17 protein-coding genes are annotated in these 16,438 nt (G+C 54.6%); 3 read left to right on the top strand and 14 right to left on the bottom strand.

Annotated elements, in window-relative coordinates; genetic code table 11:
• Positions 1–2: 2 nt before the first annotated feature.
• Positions 3–647 carry a hypothetical protein gene (locus I6L32_RS21775; protein WP_210538280.1) on the top strand — a complete coding sequence of 215 codons (645 nt, stop codon included), beginning with the start codon at positions 3–5 and terminating at the stop codon, positions 645–647.
• Between the two features lie 2,421 nt (positions 648–3,068).
• On the opposite strand, the gene I6L32_RS21770 is transcribed toward I6L32_RS21775, so the two are convergent.
• The 5 genes from I6L32_RS21770 to I6L32_RS21750 all read right to left on the bottom strand — a co-directional run bounded on the left by I6L32_RS21770 (position 3,069) and on the right by I6L32_RS21750 (position 5,133).
• Positions 3,069–3,317, bottom strand: a complete 249-nt coding sequence (locus I6L32_RS21770) for a hypothetical protein (RefSeq protein WP_210538478.1) — start codon at positions 3,315–3,317, stop codon at positions 3,069–3,071.
• The gene (locus I6L32_RS21765; RefSeq protein ID WP_210538479.1) at positions 3,310–3,504 is read right to left on the bottom strand and encodes a hypothetical protein; all 195 of its coding nucleotides are present in this window, start codon (positions 3,502–3,504) and stop codon (positions 3,310–3,312) included. Before I6L32_RS21765 ends, I6L32_RS21770 begins: the two co-directional genes overlap by 8 nt.
• 79 nt (positions 3,505–3,583) lie before the next feature.
• The gene (locus tag I6L32_RS21760; protein ID WP_210538480.1) at positions 3,584–3,985 is read right to left on the bottom strand and encodes a hypothetical protein; all 402 of its coding nucleotides are present in this window, start codon (positions 3,983–3,985) and stop codon (positions 3,584–3,586) included.
• Positions 3,986–4,032: 47 nt separating this feature from the next.
• Complete coding sequence (locus I6L32_RS21755; RefSeq protein WP_210538481.1) at positions 4,033–4,782, bottom strand: hypothetical protein; 750 nt, start codon at positions 4,780–4,782, stop codon at positions 4,033–4,035.
• An 18-nt stretch (positions 4,783–4,800) separates the two neighbouring features.
• Positions 4,801–5,133: a hypothetical protein gene (locus tag I6L32_RS21750; protein WP_210538482.1), complete on the bottom strand. Its 333-nt coding sequence runs from the start codon at positions 5,131–5,133 to the stop codon at positions 4,801–4,803.
• Positions 5,134–5,565: 432 nt separating this feature from the next.
• Between I6L32_RS21750 and I6L32_RS21745 the strand changes: the two genes are divergently transcribed.
• A complete protein-coding gene (locus I6L32_RS21745; RefSeq protein ID WP_210538483.1) occupies positions 5,566–6,795 on the top strand; it encodes a ParA family protein in 1,230 nt (409 codons plus the stop codon).
• Entirely contained in the window at positions 6,795–7,793 is a 999-nt protein-coding gene (locus I6L32_RS21740) for a ParB N-terminal domain-containing protein (protein ID WP_210538484.1), read from the top strand. Before I6L32_RS21745 ends, I6L32_RS21740 begins: the two co-directional genes overlap by 1 nt.
• 107 nt (positions 7,794–7,900) lie before the next feature.
• On the opposite strand, the gene I6L32_RS21735 is transcribed toward I6L32_RS21740, so the two are convergent.
• The 9 genes from I6L32_RS21735 to I6L32_RS21695 all read right to left on the bottom strand — a co-directional run bounded on the left by I6L32_RS21735 (position 7,901) and on the right by I6L32_RS21695 (position 16,433).
• The gene (locus tag I6L32_RS21735) at positions 7,901–8,650 is read right to left on the bottom strand and encodes a PRTRC system ThiF family protein (RefSeq protein ID WP_210538485.1); all 750 of its coding nucleotides are present in this window, start codon (positions 8,648–8,650) and stop codon (positions 7,901–7,903) included.
• A gap of 41 nt (positions 8,651–8,691) precedes the next feature.
• The gene (locus I6L32_RS21730; RefSeq protein WP_210538486.1) at positions 8,692–9,438 is read right to left on the bottom strand and encodes a hypothetical protein; all 747 of its coding nucleotides are present in this window, start codon (positions 9,436–9,438) and stop codon (positions 8,692–8,694) included.
• On the bottom strand, positions 9,419–10,636 hold the full coding sequence (locus I6L32_RS21725) for a hypothetical protein (RefSeq protein ID WP_210538487.1): 1,218 nt from the start codon (positions 10,634–10,636) through the stop codon (positions 9,419–9,421). Before I6L32_RS21725 ends, I6L32_RS21730 begins: the two co-directional genes overlap by 20 nt.
• A 134-nt stretch (positions 10,637–10,770) precedes the next feature.
• A complete protein-coding gene (locus I6L32_RS21720) occupies positions 10,771–11,082 on the bottom strand; it encodes a hypothetical protein (RefSeq protein ID WP_210538488.1) in 312 nt (103 codons plus the stop codon).
• Positions 11,083–11,261: 179 nt separating this feature from the next.
• Positions 11,262–11,477 carry a hypothetical protein gene (locus I6L32_RS21715; RefSeq protein WP_210538489.1) on the bottom strand — a complete coding sequence of 72 codons (216 nt, stop codon included), beginning with the start codon at positions 11,475–11,477 and terminating at the stop codon, positions 11,262–11,264.
• Between the two features lie 11 nt (positions 11,478–11,488).
• Positions 11,489–12,025, bottom strand: coding sequence for a hypothetical protein (locus I6L32_RS21710; protein WP_216945331.1), 537 nt, complete (start codon positions 12,023–12,025; stop codon positions 11,489–11,491).
• A 124-nt stretch (positions 12,026–12,149) separates the two neighbouring features.
• A complete protein-coding gene (locus tag I6L32_RS21705; RefSeq protein ID WP_210538612.1) occupies positions 12,150–13,304 on the bottom strand; it encodes a DNA polymerase III subunit beta in 1,155 nt (384 codons plus the stop codon).
• Between the two features lie 103 nt (positions 13,305–13,407).
• Positions 13,408–14,355 (bottom strand): IS30-like element ISAs2 family transposase, encoded by a 948-nt coding sequence (locus I6L32_RS21700; protein ID WP_043171239.1) that lies wholly within the window; start codon positions 14,353–14,355, stop codon positions 13,408–13,410.
• 323 nt (positions 14,356–14,678) lie between these two features.
• Positions 14,679–16,433, bottom strand: a complete 1,755-nt coding sequence (locus tag I6L32_RS21695; protein ID WP_210538611.1) for a PRTRC system ParB family protein — start codon at positions 16,431–16,433, stop codon at positions 14,679–14,681.
• Positions 16,434–16,438: the final 5 nt, after the last annotated feature.

Genomic DNA, 16,438 nt, shown 5'->3' with positions numbered 1-16,438 from the left:
CTATGCCGCAACTCATTATCGATGCAAACAAGGTCACAGAAACATTCCGTGATCTGGAAGTGACCGCAACCAACGGGGCTATGTATCAAGCTCTGGTGGGGCATGAGCACATCCAGGAGATTGCGCCGGAGTTGGGGCTCGCTCTACCGCCCGGCTACCGCCTAGTCTGTGTGACTACTCGACTCGGTGGTGACAAGTTCGAGATCGCCTTGGTCAATGATCAGACGGCTGAGGTCGCCTATTACAACCAGGTGATCATCGTTCACTATGAAGACTTGAAATGTCGCCCAGCCACCCAGCAACGGGTTTGGCGCTCGTTCAATCAGCACCACAAGGCAGCTCTTCGAGACCTGCCGTCAGCGGTATTTTTCGGCTATATACTCGCCCGTTACGATGTGATCCTGAGTGATAACATGCAGACTGGGGAGGGTATGCACTTCTGGAAGGCCAGAATGTCCGAGGCGCTTTATCGTCGGCTGTACGTGTACCACTATCAACTGATGACCGGCGAACTGCACCAGATCCGTTCAGATGAAGAGTTGGCCTCATTGTCAGATCAGATATGGGGTAGCCCTCAGCACCATGAATGGCAGCTCGCAATCATCGCCTGTAAGCCGTTGCCGCGCCCAGTTAAGATCTCTACATAGACATATGACAGACGCAAGATCCAAACAGCCCCGCCTCGCGGGGCTTTTTGTTGATGGAATGTCGGAGATATCTTAGAGATAAGGGGCTACATCAGTAGTTTCTACCGCATTAGCCGCGTCAGTGTCGCAGCATTGATAGATTCGCCGGCTCTTGCCTATTACTTCGCGTTACTCTAATGCTTCCCTTCCCTTCCCTTCCCTTCCTCTGGTGGTGGCCAATACTTTTCGGTGGCCATCAGACTTGATATTCAATCACTGGATCCACGTTCGGCTAGATGATCATCAGCTTTGGATCCTTACTGACTATCCAGATTGGGAGTCCGTTATGGTTCGTAGCCCAAGACTGCGAGCACAGGTGCAGATGAGTTGGTGAGTGGCGGTAGGCGTAGCCGGCGCCGTGGGCCGCCCTGAGATGGGTTGGCGCTAACGGGCCTTAGCTGCTGTCGAACTCGAGGCCCAGGGCAGCCAGCTCCAACGGTTGTGCTCAGCTCGATGTCCTTGGTCGACACCGCTGGTGGTTTTGTTCGGGCCGCAGGACGGTTCGATATCCTGGGTGGCTTGCTCTTTGCCGGGGACCAGGTGTGCGGCGGGCCCCGGGCAGGTGCCGGGATGTGGTGCCCCGGGTCACCGCCGAGCTCGGGACTCATGGTGGCCACCGGCGGCGGTGCTGTGTCCAGCTGGCCGGTGCCGGTGATCCGGTGCGTAGTGGGCCCCAGGCCGCCGACGAGCTCGGGGCCCAGGGCGGCTACTGCCGGCCGCCAGGTTGGTGATCCGGTACTACAGGTGGCCAATGCCGGTGACCGGGCGGGTGATCCGGTGCTGCAGGTGGCCCCGGGCCGCCGACGAGCTCAGGGCCCAGGGTGGCCACCGGTGGCGGTGCCAGTACGCAGTGGGCCCCCGGGCCGGTGCCGGGATCTGGCCCCCCGGGTCACCGCCGAGCTCGGCGCTCAAGGTGGCCACTGCCGGCCGCTGGGTGGGTGATCCGGTGGGCCCCCGGCCGGCGCCGGGGAGCGGAGGGGCCTGGGTGGTGGTGGGGTTTTGTCGGTGTGCATGCTGAGTACGGGATCCCGGGTCGCCGCCGAGCTCGGCGCCCAGGCAGGTGAACCGGTGCTGCAGGTGGCCCCGGGCCGCCGACGAGCTCAGGGCCCAGGGTGGCTACTGCCGGTGGCCGGGCAGGTGAACCGGTGCTGCAGGTGGCCCCAGGCCGCCGACGAGCTCAGGGCCCAGGGTGGCCACTGCCGGTGGCCGGGCGGGTGAACCGGTGCTGCAGGTGGCCCCCGGGCCGGTGCCGGGATCCGGTGTCCAAGGTGGCCCGCGGCGGCGGGTGGGTGATCTGGTGCGCGGTGGGCCCCGGACCGCCGCGGGCTCGGTGCCCAAGGTGACCAATGCCGGTGGCCGGGCGGAGGATCCGGTGCTGCAGGTGGCCCCCGGCCCGCCGACGAGCTCAGGGCCCAGGGTGGCCACTGCCGGTGGCCGGGCGGGTGAACCGGTGTTGCAGGTGGCCCCCGGGCGGGGGGCGGGACCTGGTGCCCAGGGTCGCCGATGAGCTCGAGGCCTAGGGTGTCCGGTGCTGTAGATGTCCAGCTGGCCAGTGCCGGTGATCCGGTACGTAGTGGGCCCGCGGGCCGGTACCGGGACCTGGTGCCCCGGGTCACCGCCGAGCTCGGCGCTCAAGGTGGCCACTGCCGGCCGCTGGGTGGGTTATCCGGTGGGCCCCCGGCCGGCCCCGGGATCCGGTGCCCTGGGTCGTCGACGAGCTCGGGGCCAAAGGTGGCCACTGCCGGCGGTCAGGCAGGTGAACCGGTGCTGCAGGTGGCCCCCGGGCCGGTGCCGGGATCTGGTCCCCCGGGTCACCCCCGAGCTCGGCGCCCAAGGTGGCCACTGCCGGCGGTCAGGCAGGTGAACCGGTGCTGCAGGTGGCCCCCGGGCCGGTGCCGGGATCTGGTCCCCCGGGTCACCCCCGAGCTCGGCGCCCAAGGTGGCCACCGGTGGCGGTACGGTGTCCAGCTGGCCGATGGCTGTGCCGGTACGCAGTGGGCCCCCGGGCCGGAGTGGGTTCGGTGTTATGGGAGGTCCGAGAGGTGAAGCGGGTCCGATGCGCAGTGGGGGCCCGCGGGTCGGTGCCGAGATCCGGTGCCCCGGGTCTCCGATGAGCTTGGCGCCTATGGTGGCTAACGGTGGTGGGTGGGTGATCCGGTTCTGCAGGTGGCCCCGGGCCCTCGGGCCGGGGCCGGGATCTGGTACCCTGGGTCACCGCCGAGCTCGGCGACCAGGGTGGCCACCGGTGGCGGAGCCGGTACGCAGTGGGCCCCCGGGCCGGCACCGGGATCTGGTGCCCCGGGTCGCCGCTGAGCTCGGGGCCCTGGGTGGTCAGCGGCGGCGGGCGGGTGATCTGGTGCCCTCATGGTCCCGTTTTTCCTCTTACTCAGAATCGAGTGACTTGACCAGGGAGCGGGACGGGCACCACATTTGTTTTCCCGCTGATGCCCCGGTTGTCCGCTCCACGACCCAGCCCTCACCTTCTCGCTCAATAAGGCGGACGGTATTGCCGCTCTTGGCAAAAATTCTCACATCACCCGTTTTCAGATCATCCATGGCCATCACAAACTTCCCTTTACTTGCTGATCTCTCGAACCCGCGCTTCCATGTCGATTTTTCTCTATTATCCATTCAGGATCTTGTCCCATGTTTTTTGGCGCTTTGTGAGCTGATCGGCGATCTCTACTGTGGTTTTTCCGCTCCCCTTGCAAATTGAGCAGGTATCCAGCGAGAAACTACCTCGCTGTTCTGTAGTGGGGTTGAGAAACACCACTTCCTTTCCTCTACCCTTACAAGATGGGCATTCAACTTGGGCCATGCTGTGGTACTCCTTACATTCTGATCCCCGCCGATAAGTGCGATGGATAAGGCCGCACAATCACTGTGCGGCCTTCTAATCATTTCGCCATTATTCCAAGCAAGTACCCTGTAATGCCAGAGCTGATTATGGCTATCAGCCAGGGGGTGCATGAAACGACATTCAGTTTACTTTCCCTCACCTTCAATTCAGAGCGAGCTATGAATTCGAGTTCACTCCTCATCGCATCGAGAGTGGAACGATGCAAACGAATAAATCGTTCATTCTCTTCATCTAGTCGCCCTAGCATGACCCCGAAGCGTGTTGCTGCATCATGGATCTCTTGCCTCTCGCGGGACAGCCACCTTAATAGCGACTCAATCCTTCCAAACAGTTCATGGTTACGCTCCACCTCCCCTTGCAGGCGGCTGGCTGCTTGAATCGCTTCGTACACATCACCAAGCATTGATGCAAAGATTGCCTGGTAATGTTCTGCCGGCAACACGCCCCCCTTCAGCGATAGGGCCTCCGGTTGTCCGGGGGGAGTCATTAAGCAGCCCGCTTGAGACGCAAATCTCTCCAGACAACGTTGAGCTTTTCAAGGAGTGGAATACAGCACATACGAAGAGTGTGCATGGAAGTAAGCTCTTCTATCTTGCCGGTATCGAGCTCCCCCCCCTCGGCACGCGCCTTCATAACAAGCTCCTTCGCCTCACCCTTATAATCCCGAGTATCAGCAACCACAGTAGCGAGGCTCAGCCCTTGACGCGAGAGCATTTCAAACGCAGGGTTTTCTTCGACTGCCCACTTGAAGTCAGTTTCCACTTTGGTGTGCTTCTTCATGTATGACACGAAGCCCGAGAACTGCTCGAAGGAGAAGAATGTGGCCGGGATTTTGTTGAAAATAGGGCGAATCCGAGCCGGATCTACTCCAATTTCCAACAGTGTGTTGATGGTTTCTGCCGCCTCTTCCTGGCAACGCTTCTCCGGTGTGAGGGGGACAAAGTAGTAGTCGAACTCTTGGCAAGAGTTACTGAACTTGCGAAGTCCATCGATGAAGAACCGGACGTTGCTCATACCCACATCGATGATGGCTTCATCCTCTACCATGATGCAATTCATCAGATTAGAGAATTGGCCACCGTTCATTGTGGTTACGTCAACACCAAGTGCATCAGCTGCCTGGTTCATATCCTCAATCGAGAAGAGCTGTGCGGCGGGCATCATGGTTTTCAACCAGTGGGCAGACAGAACGGTTTTACCCACAAATCCTGTTTTAGATACTACAACGATTTTCATTATGTTATTCCTTAATATTCAGAGTGTTACCTTTCCAGCCCACACATCAACAACAGCCGGCGATTCCGCCTTATCGGTTGTGGAAGAAGGTTGTTGCTCGGCTACATGGCTACGCTGTACGGCGGCAGGAGCCTTAATGGGTTCGAGAGGGGCTTGTGGCATCGAATTACGGTTTGCCAATCCTTTCTGTCGACGTTTTACGAAGGCGTTAATTGCAGACCTTGTTATCTCAATGTTGTACTTCTCCTCTAGGTACTCACGGATCACCTCAAGCGAATGCTTTCCCCTCAGCTCCAGGATTTCGACTGTGTAGGGCTCGAGTTTCGATGCGCCTTTTCTGCTTGGTAACATAAGGTCCTCGCTAAGAGATGCTGTCTAAGTGCCAAGGGTAGGTTGCATTTGTGCTCATTTTTGCGCTTACCCGTTGTCAACGCTTTGCATCATAAACGAATCACATTTGATGCAAGTCGTATCACCGTTGAGCTACCTGCGTAGCGCCTTTGAACTACTGTCGTAGTCGCTTTGTATCACCCGTGGGTCGAAAAATGACCGTGTTTGGCCACGATGCTGATTTGCTGATGCAGCTATTTCTGCCGATTAATCATGCCGCTGATGAAAGAATGTGATCGGCTATCTGATGTGCATTTAGCTTTGGTTGGCCGGATATCGCTGAGGGAAGAACTAGCGCCTTCAGTTGCGCCTGGAGCCAAAAAATAGACAAACCCATAATTCCTGAATTATCATCCAAAAATCTAAAAACATGGAATTGAGGGGGATTGTTGAATGAGCAGTGTATTGGCAAGGCAGCAACGCCTGGTTGGCTTCGAAAAACTCCGCGGCCAAGCAAGAATGCTGTTGGGTTACATAGCCGATGTGAAGCAAGACCGCCGGGACACTTCCATTGAGGACGGGTATCAAAGTGCGGTTTACACAATGTACCAGGTGCAACGTTTACCTGAAATGACTCGAGCCAGGGTTGAAGGGGCTATCAAGGTGTTGCGGGAAGGTGGTCGAGAGTTCAGCCGGCTACCCGCAGAGAAAAACGCACTCCAACCACACACATTTTCTCATGCCGATGTTCGGGCGATTTATAAGGCTGCAGGTCAGCGTTCGTTTGCCGAGATCAAGTCCACTCTAGGCTCCGATACTCTCGCCAAGGTTGTTGCTTGCCTCAACCTCAAGGGAGGGGTCGGCAAAACCACATCGACTGTCACCATCGCGACCGGTTTGGTTCATCATCGCAACCTGATCCGCCATCAATTGCGGGTAGCGGTCATCGACATGGATCCTCAGGGGTCAACTTCCGTGGCTTTTGGATTCGCCGGGCTTGGTAAAGAGCCACAACATTCTGCAATCGAAGCCATTGCCACCAGGGCTACACCTGAAACGGTAAGGTCCTGGATGCTGCCTACTTCTAGCGATGGGCTATTTGTCATGCCAGCGGGAACTGCAGATGGATTCTTTTCACTGCAGGCATACCAACACGCCGCAGATACCGGCATCAACATGACCGAATTGCTGACAAAATATGTCATAGATCCGATTCGTGATCACTACGACCTCATCTTACTTGATGCGGGACCTCACCTTGATGCGGCCTTGATTAACACCTTGCAAGCGAGTGACAGCTTGTTTGTTGCTATTGGCCTCGACCCGCTGGAGTTTGACTCGAGCTTGAAATTCCTCGAGTCCATTCATGGGTTGTTGGCGAACATTCCCTCCCCAAACCTTGATCCCGCATCCGTGTGGCTTCTGGGCAGTAAATTTGACGGCACCAATCCACAGCATCTGGATAACTACATGATGCTCAAGAACCTTGAACCTGCGAAGTTGTTTGTCAACAGGATGGAGCAACTGAGGCCATTCTCTTCTGTCACTGAAGATGGCCGCACCGTATTCACCATCCAACCGAAACATTATGCAGGAGATACCAGGTCACTCAGACGCGCCCAGAACGTTGCGGAGAACGTTGTGGCTGAGTTTTTCTCTAACATTCTTGAGGTAGCAAACTGATGAATAAAAAGCGCACGCCAATGAGCGAAGGCCTAGCGGCCCACATTGCTACATCAGCAGCCGCGCAGTCCATATCAAGCGGTGTGTTCAGCATGCCTGAGGATGTGGCTGGGGGATTTCAGGATGCAGAAGAAGCATTGGCCAGTAAGATTCGTTCGACCGGTGCTTTCCGGGTTATACGCCTGAAAAGCGGGCGCCTCGTGCGGCTGACGTCTGTCTATATCCCCTCTGCACATGTTGAGGAGCTAACCTACATCCACGAAGCGAACATTCGCTCCAAGTCGGGAGTGACTGAAGATACTGTAGATGACCTGATCGGCTCAGTTCGCTCTGGTGGTGTCGTAATGGAGGTGTTGGCAGTACGAGGGGCAGATACCAGGTACGGGATATTTGACGGTCAGCGTCGCCGATACTGTGCGTTGTTGGCGGAAAAAGGCTTGCCCATAGCTTACACCGACGAAACAGAGGATCTGAGCATGGCTGAGCTACGCGAGCTCAGTCGAATTGCTAACCTCACTCGACCCAACTCGCTTTATGATAAAGGGCTGCATTATGCCCGGGTGATGAAAGATGAAGGGCTGGATGTACTCAAGGTAGCATCGTTATTCGGGGTGCATGAGTCAGAAGTCCGCGCTTCACAGTGGGCACTTGAGATTCCGCTGCCACTCTATGAACTGCTACCGGATGGAACTGGCACTGGACGCCCAACAATACTGAATCTGCGCAGAACCCTAAAGCTACTCACGAAGGGACAAGTTGAAGCCCTGATATTATGGGCCCAGGGTAAAGAACCATACCCCTCAGCACCGAAAGCACTGGCCGACATTGCCGCACAAGCTACAGAACTTGCGGGTGAAAAGCCGGAAAAGCGTACCAATGTGAATGTGATTGCCGGGATCGCGGTGAAGCAAAAAAAGGGTAATACTTTCGAGTTGACCCTACCAGACGAGATCTCCAGTCAGCAACTGTTCGATCTCCTTGCCATGCTCAAAATGTGAGGATCAAGCTGGGCATGGGAGCAACAGCATCAATAGGGTTTCACCAACATGCCAGAAAATAAAAACCGCCTGAAGGCGGTTTTTATTTGTTGTTGTGTTCATGGAATTCAGAGACTCTGCGGAGAGTATCCGAATGATGACCACACTTTTTCGTCAATGGGCATGGGGTCAACTGATAACCGGTGAACGTCGAAAAACGCTCCGTGGGAATCAAGGCCGCCATGCCGGAACATGTTCCACATGAGTTGGCCCACAACCCGGGCAGCCGTTGAGTTAACCCCGAAATCTTGTTTGGCGACGGCCTCCGCTGATGAGCAGCTCTTGGATAGGTCATCCACCATCACCTCATACTGCCCCGCAAACAAGTCGTAGGCTGTCGGCAACCCAGCCCCCCCTAAAACTACCTGCCCCGTCTTGTTATCGTTGCCAGCATCAATCCAGAGGCGGTTTGATTTGCTCAATGTTGCAAACTTCGACCCGAATTGTACACGAAAACTAGGCTTGTCCACTGCTGTGATAAATACGGTTGGACGGCGGCGATTAAGGAGTTCCTGACCCACCTCATAGTCTCCCCTAGCCTCCCAAGCGAAACCGTTATAGCAACGCTCCGCATCGACTAAGGCTTGTGCTTTGGGGAGCCCCAGGTCTGCCGCATGGAACCTCTGGCGACCTAAATTAGCTTCACGAACTGGAGAGCCATCATAGGCAGTCACACTGATACCGGGATGACCAAGACGGGTCAAGAGATCATGTAACATTGACAGCTCGCCCATGACAAAACTGCCAGTCCCTCCACACCCAATTAGCACAACATCCACTTCCTGAGACAAATACTCGATGGGGGTTTTCCACTTCATCGCCCTGCTCCTTTTCTCAACTTTCGCAATTATCCCCTTCTTTATCGTGATGCAACCTGTTCAATCCAATCACCGAGATAGCCTATTCTCGTCATCTGGGATGCAGTTATTGTTGGGATTACGCCGGTCTTTCTCCGCTCTACGTCCATCCCGACCCAAAACGCGGTTGGTGTAGAGCCATCGGCTACCGCTTGGGAGTTGTTACTGTGAGTTTTAAGTGCGTCGTACATGCAAGCCTCAATCTCCGGCAAGGTCGAGAAATCAATTTCTCGGGGCAACGTTGCACTTCCAAGGCAAAACCCTCCTCCGTGGTAGCAGTTGGGCATAGGAACATCGTAGACATGGTTCTCGGGTGTAGGGCGTTCGTCGGTGTCCAAAGCGGCTACAGATAGCCGTGCCGACCCTTTCTGGACATTGAACACTAGAGCTGGCCAAAGGATCTTGAAACCGCAACGCTCACCACCCACCTGTAACCATAACATCCCTTCCCGCGAGGGCTGATACCATGTAATCGCGCTTGGGCTACTGAGTAGCACGTTAGAGGGGATGAATTGGTAGTTGCCCTTCGTGTTACCCTGGGAGCGATCCAGAGAGCCTGTGAGGTCTGCCAACAGCTCATGAATAGTCTGCATTGACAGGGGTTCACCTAACCCGAGTTTGTCGTCAACGATGGCGTGTCGTGTAATGCCGGTTAGGTCTGCCATCTGCTCACTAGAGCTGGAAAATACGAGCGCAAGGCGGGGTAAAGTCTGTTTCTTCTGACAGGTATTATTTCTGACCACTTGCATGACCAGCTTCCTCTTTAACGTTGTTTCCTGCGACGTACACAGCGGCCATAATTGCAATGCTTCGCTGCCACGATTCCATGGCCATCAAAGTATCATCATTGATGTGGACGCAAACGCTAGAGGTACATAGATCCCCGTTCATGGCAAAGTCGTTGTGAGTGTTGTAGGCATCATCTGCAAGCTCCCTGCGCGGAAGTGCCTTTGTCTCAAAGGGGATTTTAAAGTCAATGGATATGTCAGACTCGTCTTGGTAGTCGAAAACCTCTTTCGAGACCCTATAGGTCGCCATTTCCCTTTCAATGATCGTCTGAGCCCCCAATAGGAAGGCACTCAGAGAGGTGTTATCTTCCACCTCGCGCAAGCGGCCAAACACAGCCGCAAGTCCCCCTTCAGCAGTTATCTCCTTTACTGACTGCTCGATTTCAGCCCAGCCAGCTTTCTGATGGCAATAATCAAAACAGCTCCACATGGCTGAGTATCCATCACCACCGAGTTCATCACTGGCATCATTTACCTTCATAAGAACAGATGTTGCCTCTGCTTTGCCACCGACCAGAAGCGCGAGTTTATCGAAAAAGTCGGGGGCTTCTGTTTCGAATCTGGGAGCTGAGTCTATCTTGGATAATTCACTTTCTGCCCGCTCCAGAACGCCGATGAACTCGTGAATTTGGGTGGCCTCCAAAGTCTCGGGTAACTCAAGATCGTAACACTCAGTCATCCAGTCGAGAGTGTATTCAAAGAAGGCATTGCTTGGGATGAACCCTACCAGTGGGAGTTGCGAGAACATGAGGTTTTGAAATGCTGCGAGGTAGTCGCTGGATACTGACGATGGAAATACCATGAATTCTAGATCTGAAAACAGCCGGAATCTTAATTGCTCGCTGGACTGACCGAACTCATTACCGTTTCGGTCGTTAACAAGGCCAAAACTAAAATCAAGAATCTGCTTACACGTTGAATAGCTATCGTCAAACTCTCCGGCCAATATTTCCCCACCCACGTTTATCAGTATCTCCCGCAGTTCGCGGGCACATGCCTCCCCTGCTCGCTCAGCTCGCGTAGATAGCTCTTGGCATACCACATGCGCAAGATCCTCAAAACGACTCAGGCGCTCTGCTAGAGTTTGTGCTGCCACCAAATAGGTCAGTTCCGTGGCCCCCCATCCGTTCTTGTGAGCCAACGTAACAACAGACTTCAACAGTGGTGCAATTTCCCCCAGAGAGTGAATAGATGATTGGAATCCATCTGTAGTCGAAAGCCCCGGTCTTGGTATCACAGCCCCACGCAGACGCAAGGATGGGGGTACTTGCAAACGTGCGCGATCCTGCCCTGTCAGCGAGGCCGGAACGCCCAACCGGATTGCAAATCCCGCTCGGTTGGTGCTCTCGCAACTTTCTGAGCAAACTGCACCCATTTCATTTTCTCCTTGGCAAATGCTTCTAGGTAATTTTGATCGGAAACTGGCTCTAACGGCTGTTCTGGTTCAGCCTCAATTACATCCAGCCATGCGGCTAGTTCATCATGAGTCGGCATGAAGGCACCTCCTATGCAGCCAGTATCTCTTAGATTGTTCAGACGCAAGATCAGCTCAAGCTCCCAAAAATACAGTGTATTTTTGTTGCTCTCTTGCGCCATCAATAACAAGTTGGAAACATAAATACACTGTATTTTTCGGCTGTCAGCTCACCGACGATAGCCCCCCATCAACTGTGATGGGTCACTCAAACCACCCCTAGAGGACTGATAGCTGGCGACTGAAATCTATGCACCAAAATGATAAAACCGCCTTGCGGCGGTTTTTGATCCCCTCCCCCCTCCAACATCTAACCGTTGGTTTTAACTGGGGGTATTAGAAATTCGTATTGCAATGTATTCCCAACCAGAAGGCCATCTGTCTCGTACAAGGTTGTCCAGCGCACCTGTGGGTAGGTGGCTGATAGGATCTGTTGTGCCGTTTCGAGTGGCAGGCCAGGAACAGGGTCATCTACGATAGCAGAGCCAATTTTAAAGGTTCGACGCAGTAAGTTGATGGTTTGCATATGGACTCCCCTTAGATACCCAAAGAGGACAAAATGTCTTGGTCAAAAAGTGCTTGGGTATCAACCTTCTCCTGAACTGCCCCTGCCCCTGCCCCTGCCCCTGCCCCTGCCCCTGCCCCTGCCCCTGCCCCTGCCCCTGCCCCTGCCCCTGCTGGAATAGCATCATCAGTGACTGGCTTTGTGGCTTCCCCCTTTTTCTTCTTCGGCTCAACTCCCTTGACCGCCGCTTGAGATACAGCTTTCTGCAATTGCTCAGTGATGCTGGGCTGGCGCAATGTCCCAGAGAGAGCTTGAGCATACTCGTCAAGGATCTCAGCTAAGCGAGTATCAATGTTACTTAGAGGTGCGGAAACGATAACCGGAGTTGTCAGGGCTGCACGATAGGCTTGTCCTCCCTCCTGATAGCCTGCCCCGGTAACATTGGCCGCAGGAGCCGAGAGAACGGGGATGATGATCACCTGTGTTAACTCTGCCGAGCCGGACACTTGAAGGTTGAACTGACTCACCCCGAGGCGAGTGGAAAGGCATTCAATCAGGGGCTGGAACATGGATATTTCTCCGGTCTGGTTCTTGATTCAGTGGACTTAGGTTAACCCGATACCGGCTGATGCAAGGGGCATAGCGATTAGCTTGCCCCCCAATAGAACGACATAATCAAGCTGTTAGATAACATCAAGCCTTTACTTGGGCTAACACCTGCAATGCAGTGATGTCAGTTTCAGAGCGCATGAGAACCGCACTATTCTGCTCCGAGGTGTCGATGGTCAGATTGACTATTGCGCCGGACAATCCGCGCAGAGCATCGACGAGATAACCGACATTGAAAATGGCCGATACTCTGTCTAAGCCTGACGGCATCTTACAGGGGACGATCTCGGTTGCCCCCTCGTCGCTCCCTTCGTTCTTCGAGCTGATAGTGATCTCCCCAGCTTGAACTTGGAAACGTACAGTTTGCTTGCGACCATCAGCAAGAATCTTGGCTCTCTCAAGGCATGAAATGAAATATTCCCTATCTACCCCTAGATCAGCCCAACCATGACCAGAGGGACTCGGGATAACACGCTGCCAGTTGGGGTACTTTCCTTCTAATAGGCTGAATTGTAGCCTCCAACCATATACCGGACAGATGATGGCAAGGCGTGAAGTATCAAAGAGAACTACCAGCTCACACCCCAATTTTGTCATTGAAATTATCTGCTGCACTTGTTGTTTAGGGATCAACAGCTGACGCCCCCGCACATCACCGCTAATACTGCTGATAGGGATCTCTCCTTTAGCCAGCCGCATTCCATCGGATGCCACAACTACGGCCCTCGTTTCGTCCAGCTCAACGCAAATGGAATTGAGCGTGTGTCGACAATCATTAGCCGGAACCATACGGTTTAGACGGGTCAGGGTGGGAATCAGATCGCTGCTTTGGATGGAAAAACGAGAGGTGTTATTACAAATCTCTGGCTGTGGGAACTCGTCGGCTGACAAGCACACTAACTGGAATCGACTACGCCCTGCTTGAACAACGCCAGATAATTTATTGCCGTCAGAGCAAAACTTGACAGTTGCGATTGCATCAACGGGCATCGAGTGAACGATGGCATTGAATTTTGCCGCATCAACGCAGATAGAACCAGTGCCGTTGAACGAATCCATTCTCGTCATGCGGGTCGCAAAGAAACCACCATTTGTGGCTTGAACTGACAGAACACCGCTCTCTGCTATTTGCAGGAGAAGGTATTTATGAATCGGTGCAATGCTCCCTTTAGCATGAGCTGCAACGAAGGTGATTGCGTCGGTAAAAGATGAACTGGATTTAAAGGTAAATTCCATCATAACGGTTGTCTCCTTGGTGCGTGGAGTCAACTTACGCCGTAACTTGATAATGCAAGTGCCCATCAGGTAGGTCGCGAATTCAACTTCGAAGTGCGACACTCGCCTATGCCGCCTGACGGTACTCTTCGAATACCTTGACAGGCTGCCTGAATCCGAGACATTTCCGAGGTCGTAGGTTGAGCCACTGCTCCGCTCTCCTGACATCCTCGTCCGTGACCTCTCTCAGGTCTGTTCCCTTTGGGATAAACTGCCTCAACAGCCCATTGCTGTTCTCGTTCAGACCGCGCTCCCACGAAGAGTAAGGGTGCGCAAAGTAAGTCTCGGCACCCAGCGCTTCCTCTATCGCCTTGTGTTCGGCAAACTCGCCGCCGTTGTCAAAGGTGATAGTATGCACCTGCTCGATGTAGGGCGTTAACATCTCGATTATCGCATCCCGCACCACCCCAGCCTGTTTGCTCGCGACCCGCTTGACCAGATAGAGCCGGCTCTTGCGCTCCACCAGGGTGACCAGTGCACCTGTGCCTTGCTTGCCCAGCACCGTGTCCGCCTCCCAATCACCGAGCCGCTCCCGGCTATCGACGATAGCCGGCCGTTCATCAATAGAGCGGGCTTCCTTGATGGGAGAACGCAGGCTGCTCGCCCCCTTGCGGTAGCGCTTGTGGCCCTGGCGCAGATGGCGGTACAACTGGCCACCCCGGGCTTTGTCGGCGGCCACATGGCGGTATATCCACTCGTGACTCACCATGAGGCCTATCTGCTTGCCCACCGTGCTTATCTGCTCCGGGCTCCACCACCAGGCGAGTGTCAGCTCGACAAACTGGATGACATCGGCAGATAGCCGAGATTTGGCCGCACTGGCCCGTCGGTGGGTGGCGTGCTGATGCGCATTGTCTGGCTGGTAGCCCTGCGGCCCGGCGTTACGACGCAGCTCCCGGTAGAGGGTGGAGCGATGAACGCCAATGGCGCGTGCGGTGGCAAGGATGGACATCCCCTGTGCGCGAAGCACCGATAACTGGTATCGTTGCCCCTCGGTCAACTGCTGATAGCTCATGGTGATACTGCTTATACTTTGGCGAGCAGAAGGGTACCACCAATCAGCAGTTGGCCACCTCTCGCCATTCATCCATGAGTGTCGCACTTATTATCTGAATTCCCGGGTCACCTTGCAAAAGTCCTCTGATGGGTTGGAGTAAGGGAAGAAAGAAAAACCTGAAATTGTACCGACTGGATGAACTGAGCATGTTGTCACCCTTGCGCATCCTAGCGGAGTACAACCCCGCTAGATGGCTCCCAGGAACAGGACATATTGTGAAATCCCCACAGGGGATCCTAAAGGGGTGTCCCCCGCCTGCTAGGCGGGGGAGGGGAGAGGGACTATTCGAACCCCTTAAGGTAAAAGCTGGGGGCGTAGCCTGACCAATCGAACGCAAAGGCTCCGACAGTCTTGATAAGGTCGCCTTTGCTCATACCGATAAGTTTTTTCAGTGCTTTGGAATCGTGGGCAGCTTCATAGGCAGTCAAGTAGCCGGACTCCTTCAAGATGAAGGTGATTGTATCTGTTGTGTAACTTTTCAGTCGCTCGGGTGTGGGAACCCATTGGGCTATAGCCTTCTCCTTAGCGTTAGGTGCGTGGGGGAGTGTTGCCATCATAACGTCCACCATGGGGCAGTAGCCGGTGCCGTCTAATCGCTCGACGATAAAGCTCATGGTACTGGCAATCTCGCTTCGCAACGCCTCAATACTTTTACTGCTATCAGCGATGGTATCCGGCAGGGCGCGTCCAAAGGTTGCTTTGCCAGCAACGGACAAAAGGCTCGACAAAACAACTGATAGTTGAAAACGCTGTGAAGCCTCAGCGTCGCTTCCCCACGCCTCAACGGCTGCGCGTCTAAGCATTATCTTGTGGTCTGCAACCACCGAACTACTCAAAGAGGTAGTGGGATCACTATCGGCAGCCTTTCTTTTAGGCACATTGGGAGCCTGCGTATTCCCTTCATCCTTTTGCAAGGGTTGGGCTGCGTTGGTGAGGGTGGGATCAATCCCTGCCGCCCAGTTCGCCTTTTCAGTGATTTCTGCAGCTTCCGCCACTGCATCACGGTGCTTAGAAACACACGTTTTGAAGCAATCTGGGTCGGTACATCGATCTTCGAGCACATCACCCGCGGTATCAATGCGGTCATCGAGCAATGCAACGCGCTTCGAGCAAGGTAAACAGCCATCAAACATCTGCTCTGCGCCAACCGTGTCATGGCTTACATGGTTAATCGAACCTTGGGATACTTCGGATAGTACAATGATGGTGCCGTAACGCTCGGCGAGTTCGTCCTTGCGGGCCGCAACCATAGCAGCAGTCTTTTGTTTAAAGCACACAAGATTCCGGCAAACAGCCCCGTCTACAACAGCGAACTCATTAAACAGGCTGGATTGTTGCTGACTGTTGTGAACGCAGGAGGCGCAATCTCCAACATCAAAACGCGCGGAGGAAATCGGTGCCGAAGCTTTACCAAGCAAGGCTTTGAGCGCATCTACGCTAAGGTTTTTCTCAGTAATTGAGGGCAACAGAGCGTTCTGCGCCTCAGCACTGATACCTGCGAGCAAATCGGCATGACGAAGTGAAACCAATTTTGCTGAGATTGCATCAAGCACTGCCGGAGTGCAGCGAGTAAGATGCAGTCGCTGTTTGAGGCGACCCAGTGACCAACCGAGTTGCTTGCGGGCTTCTTCGTAATCACCATTGCATAGAGCTAGTGCCGTTTGTGCTGCGTGGGCTTCATCAACCGGCCCCATGTCTTCCCGCTGCAGGTTCTCCATCATGCCAATGGCAACGCCTTCTGAGTCACTGCAATTGACGACAAGGGCGGGGATAGGGCAACCCACAATTTTAGCGGCATCCCAACGGCCATATCCTGCTAACAGCTCGAAAATACCTGCCATTTCTGGATGGGGGCGAACCGTCACCGATTGGATGATCCCGCGCAGCCTCACATCAGCGAGAAATTCCGTCCACTTGGCATTATTGCGGTTTCCGCGACGGACGTTGCCCCAGGGGGCTGCGACCACCTGATCAACAGTGAGCATCACCAAAGAATCATCCGTGCGATTGGAAGCGCCTTGTTTCAATGCGTTCATGTTCA

This window comes from Aeromonas sp. FDAARGOS 1402, from assembly GCF_019046925.1.
Classification (GTDB): domain Bacteria; phylum Pseudomonadota; class Gammaproteobacteria; order Enterobacterales; family Aeromonadaceae; genus Aeromonas; species Aeromonas caviae.
The sequence above is the reverse complement of the archived record's forward strand: the minus strand, read 5'-3'. Positions and strand labels throughout refer to the sequence as shown.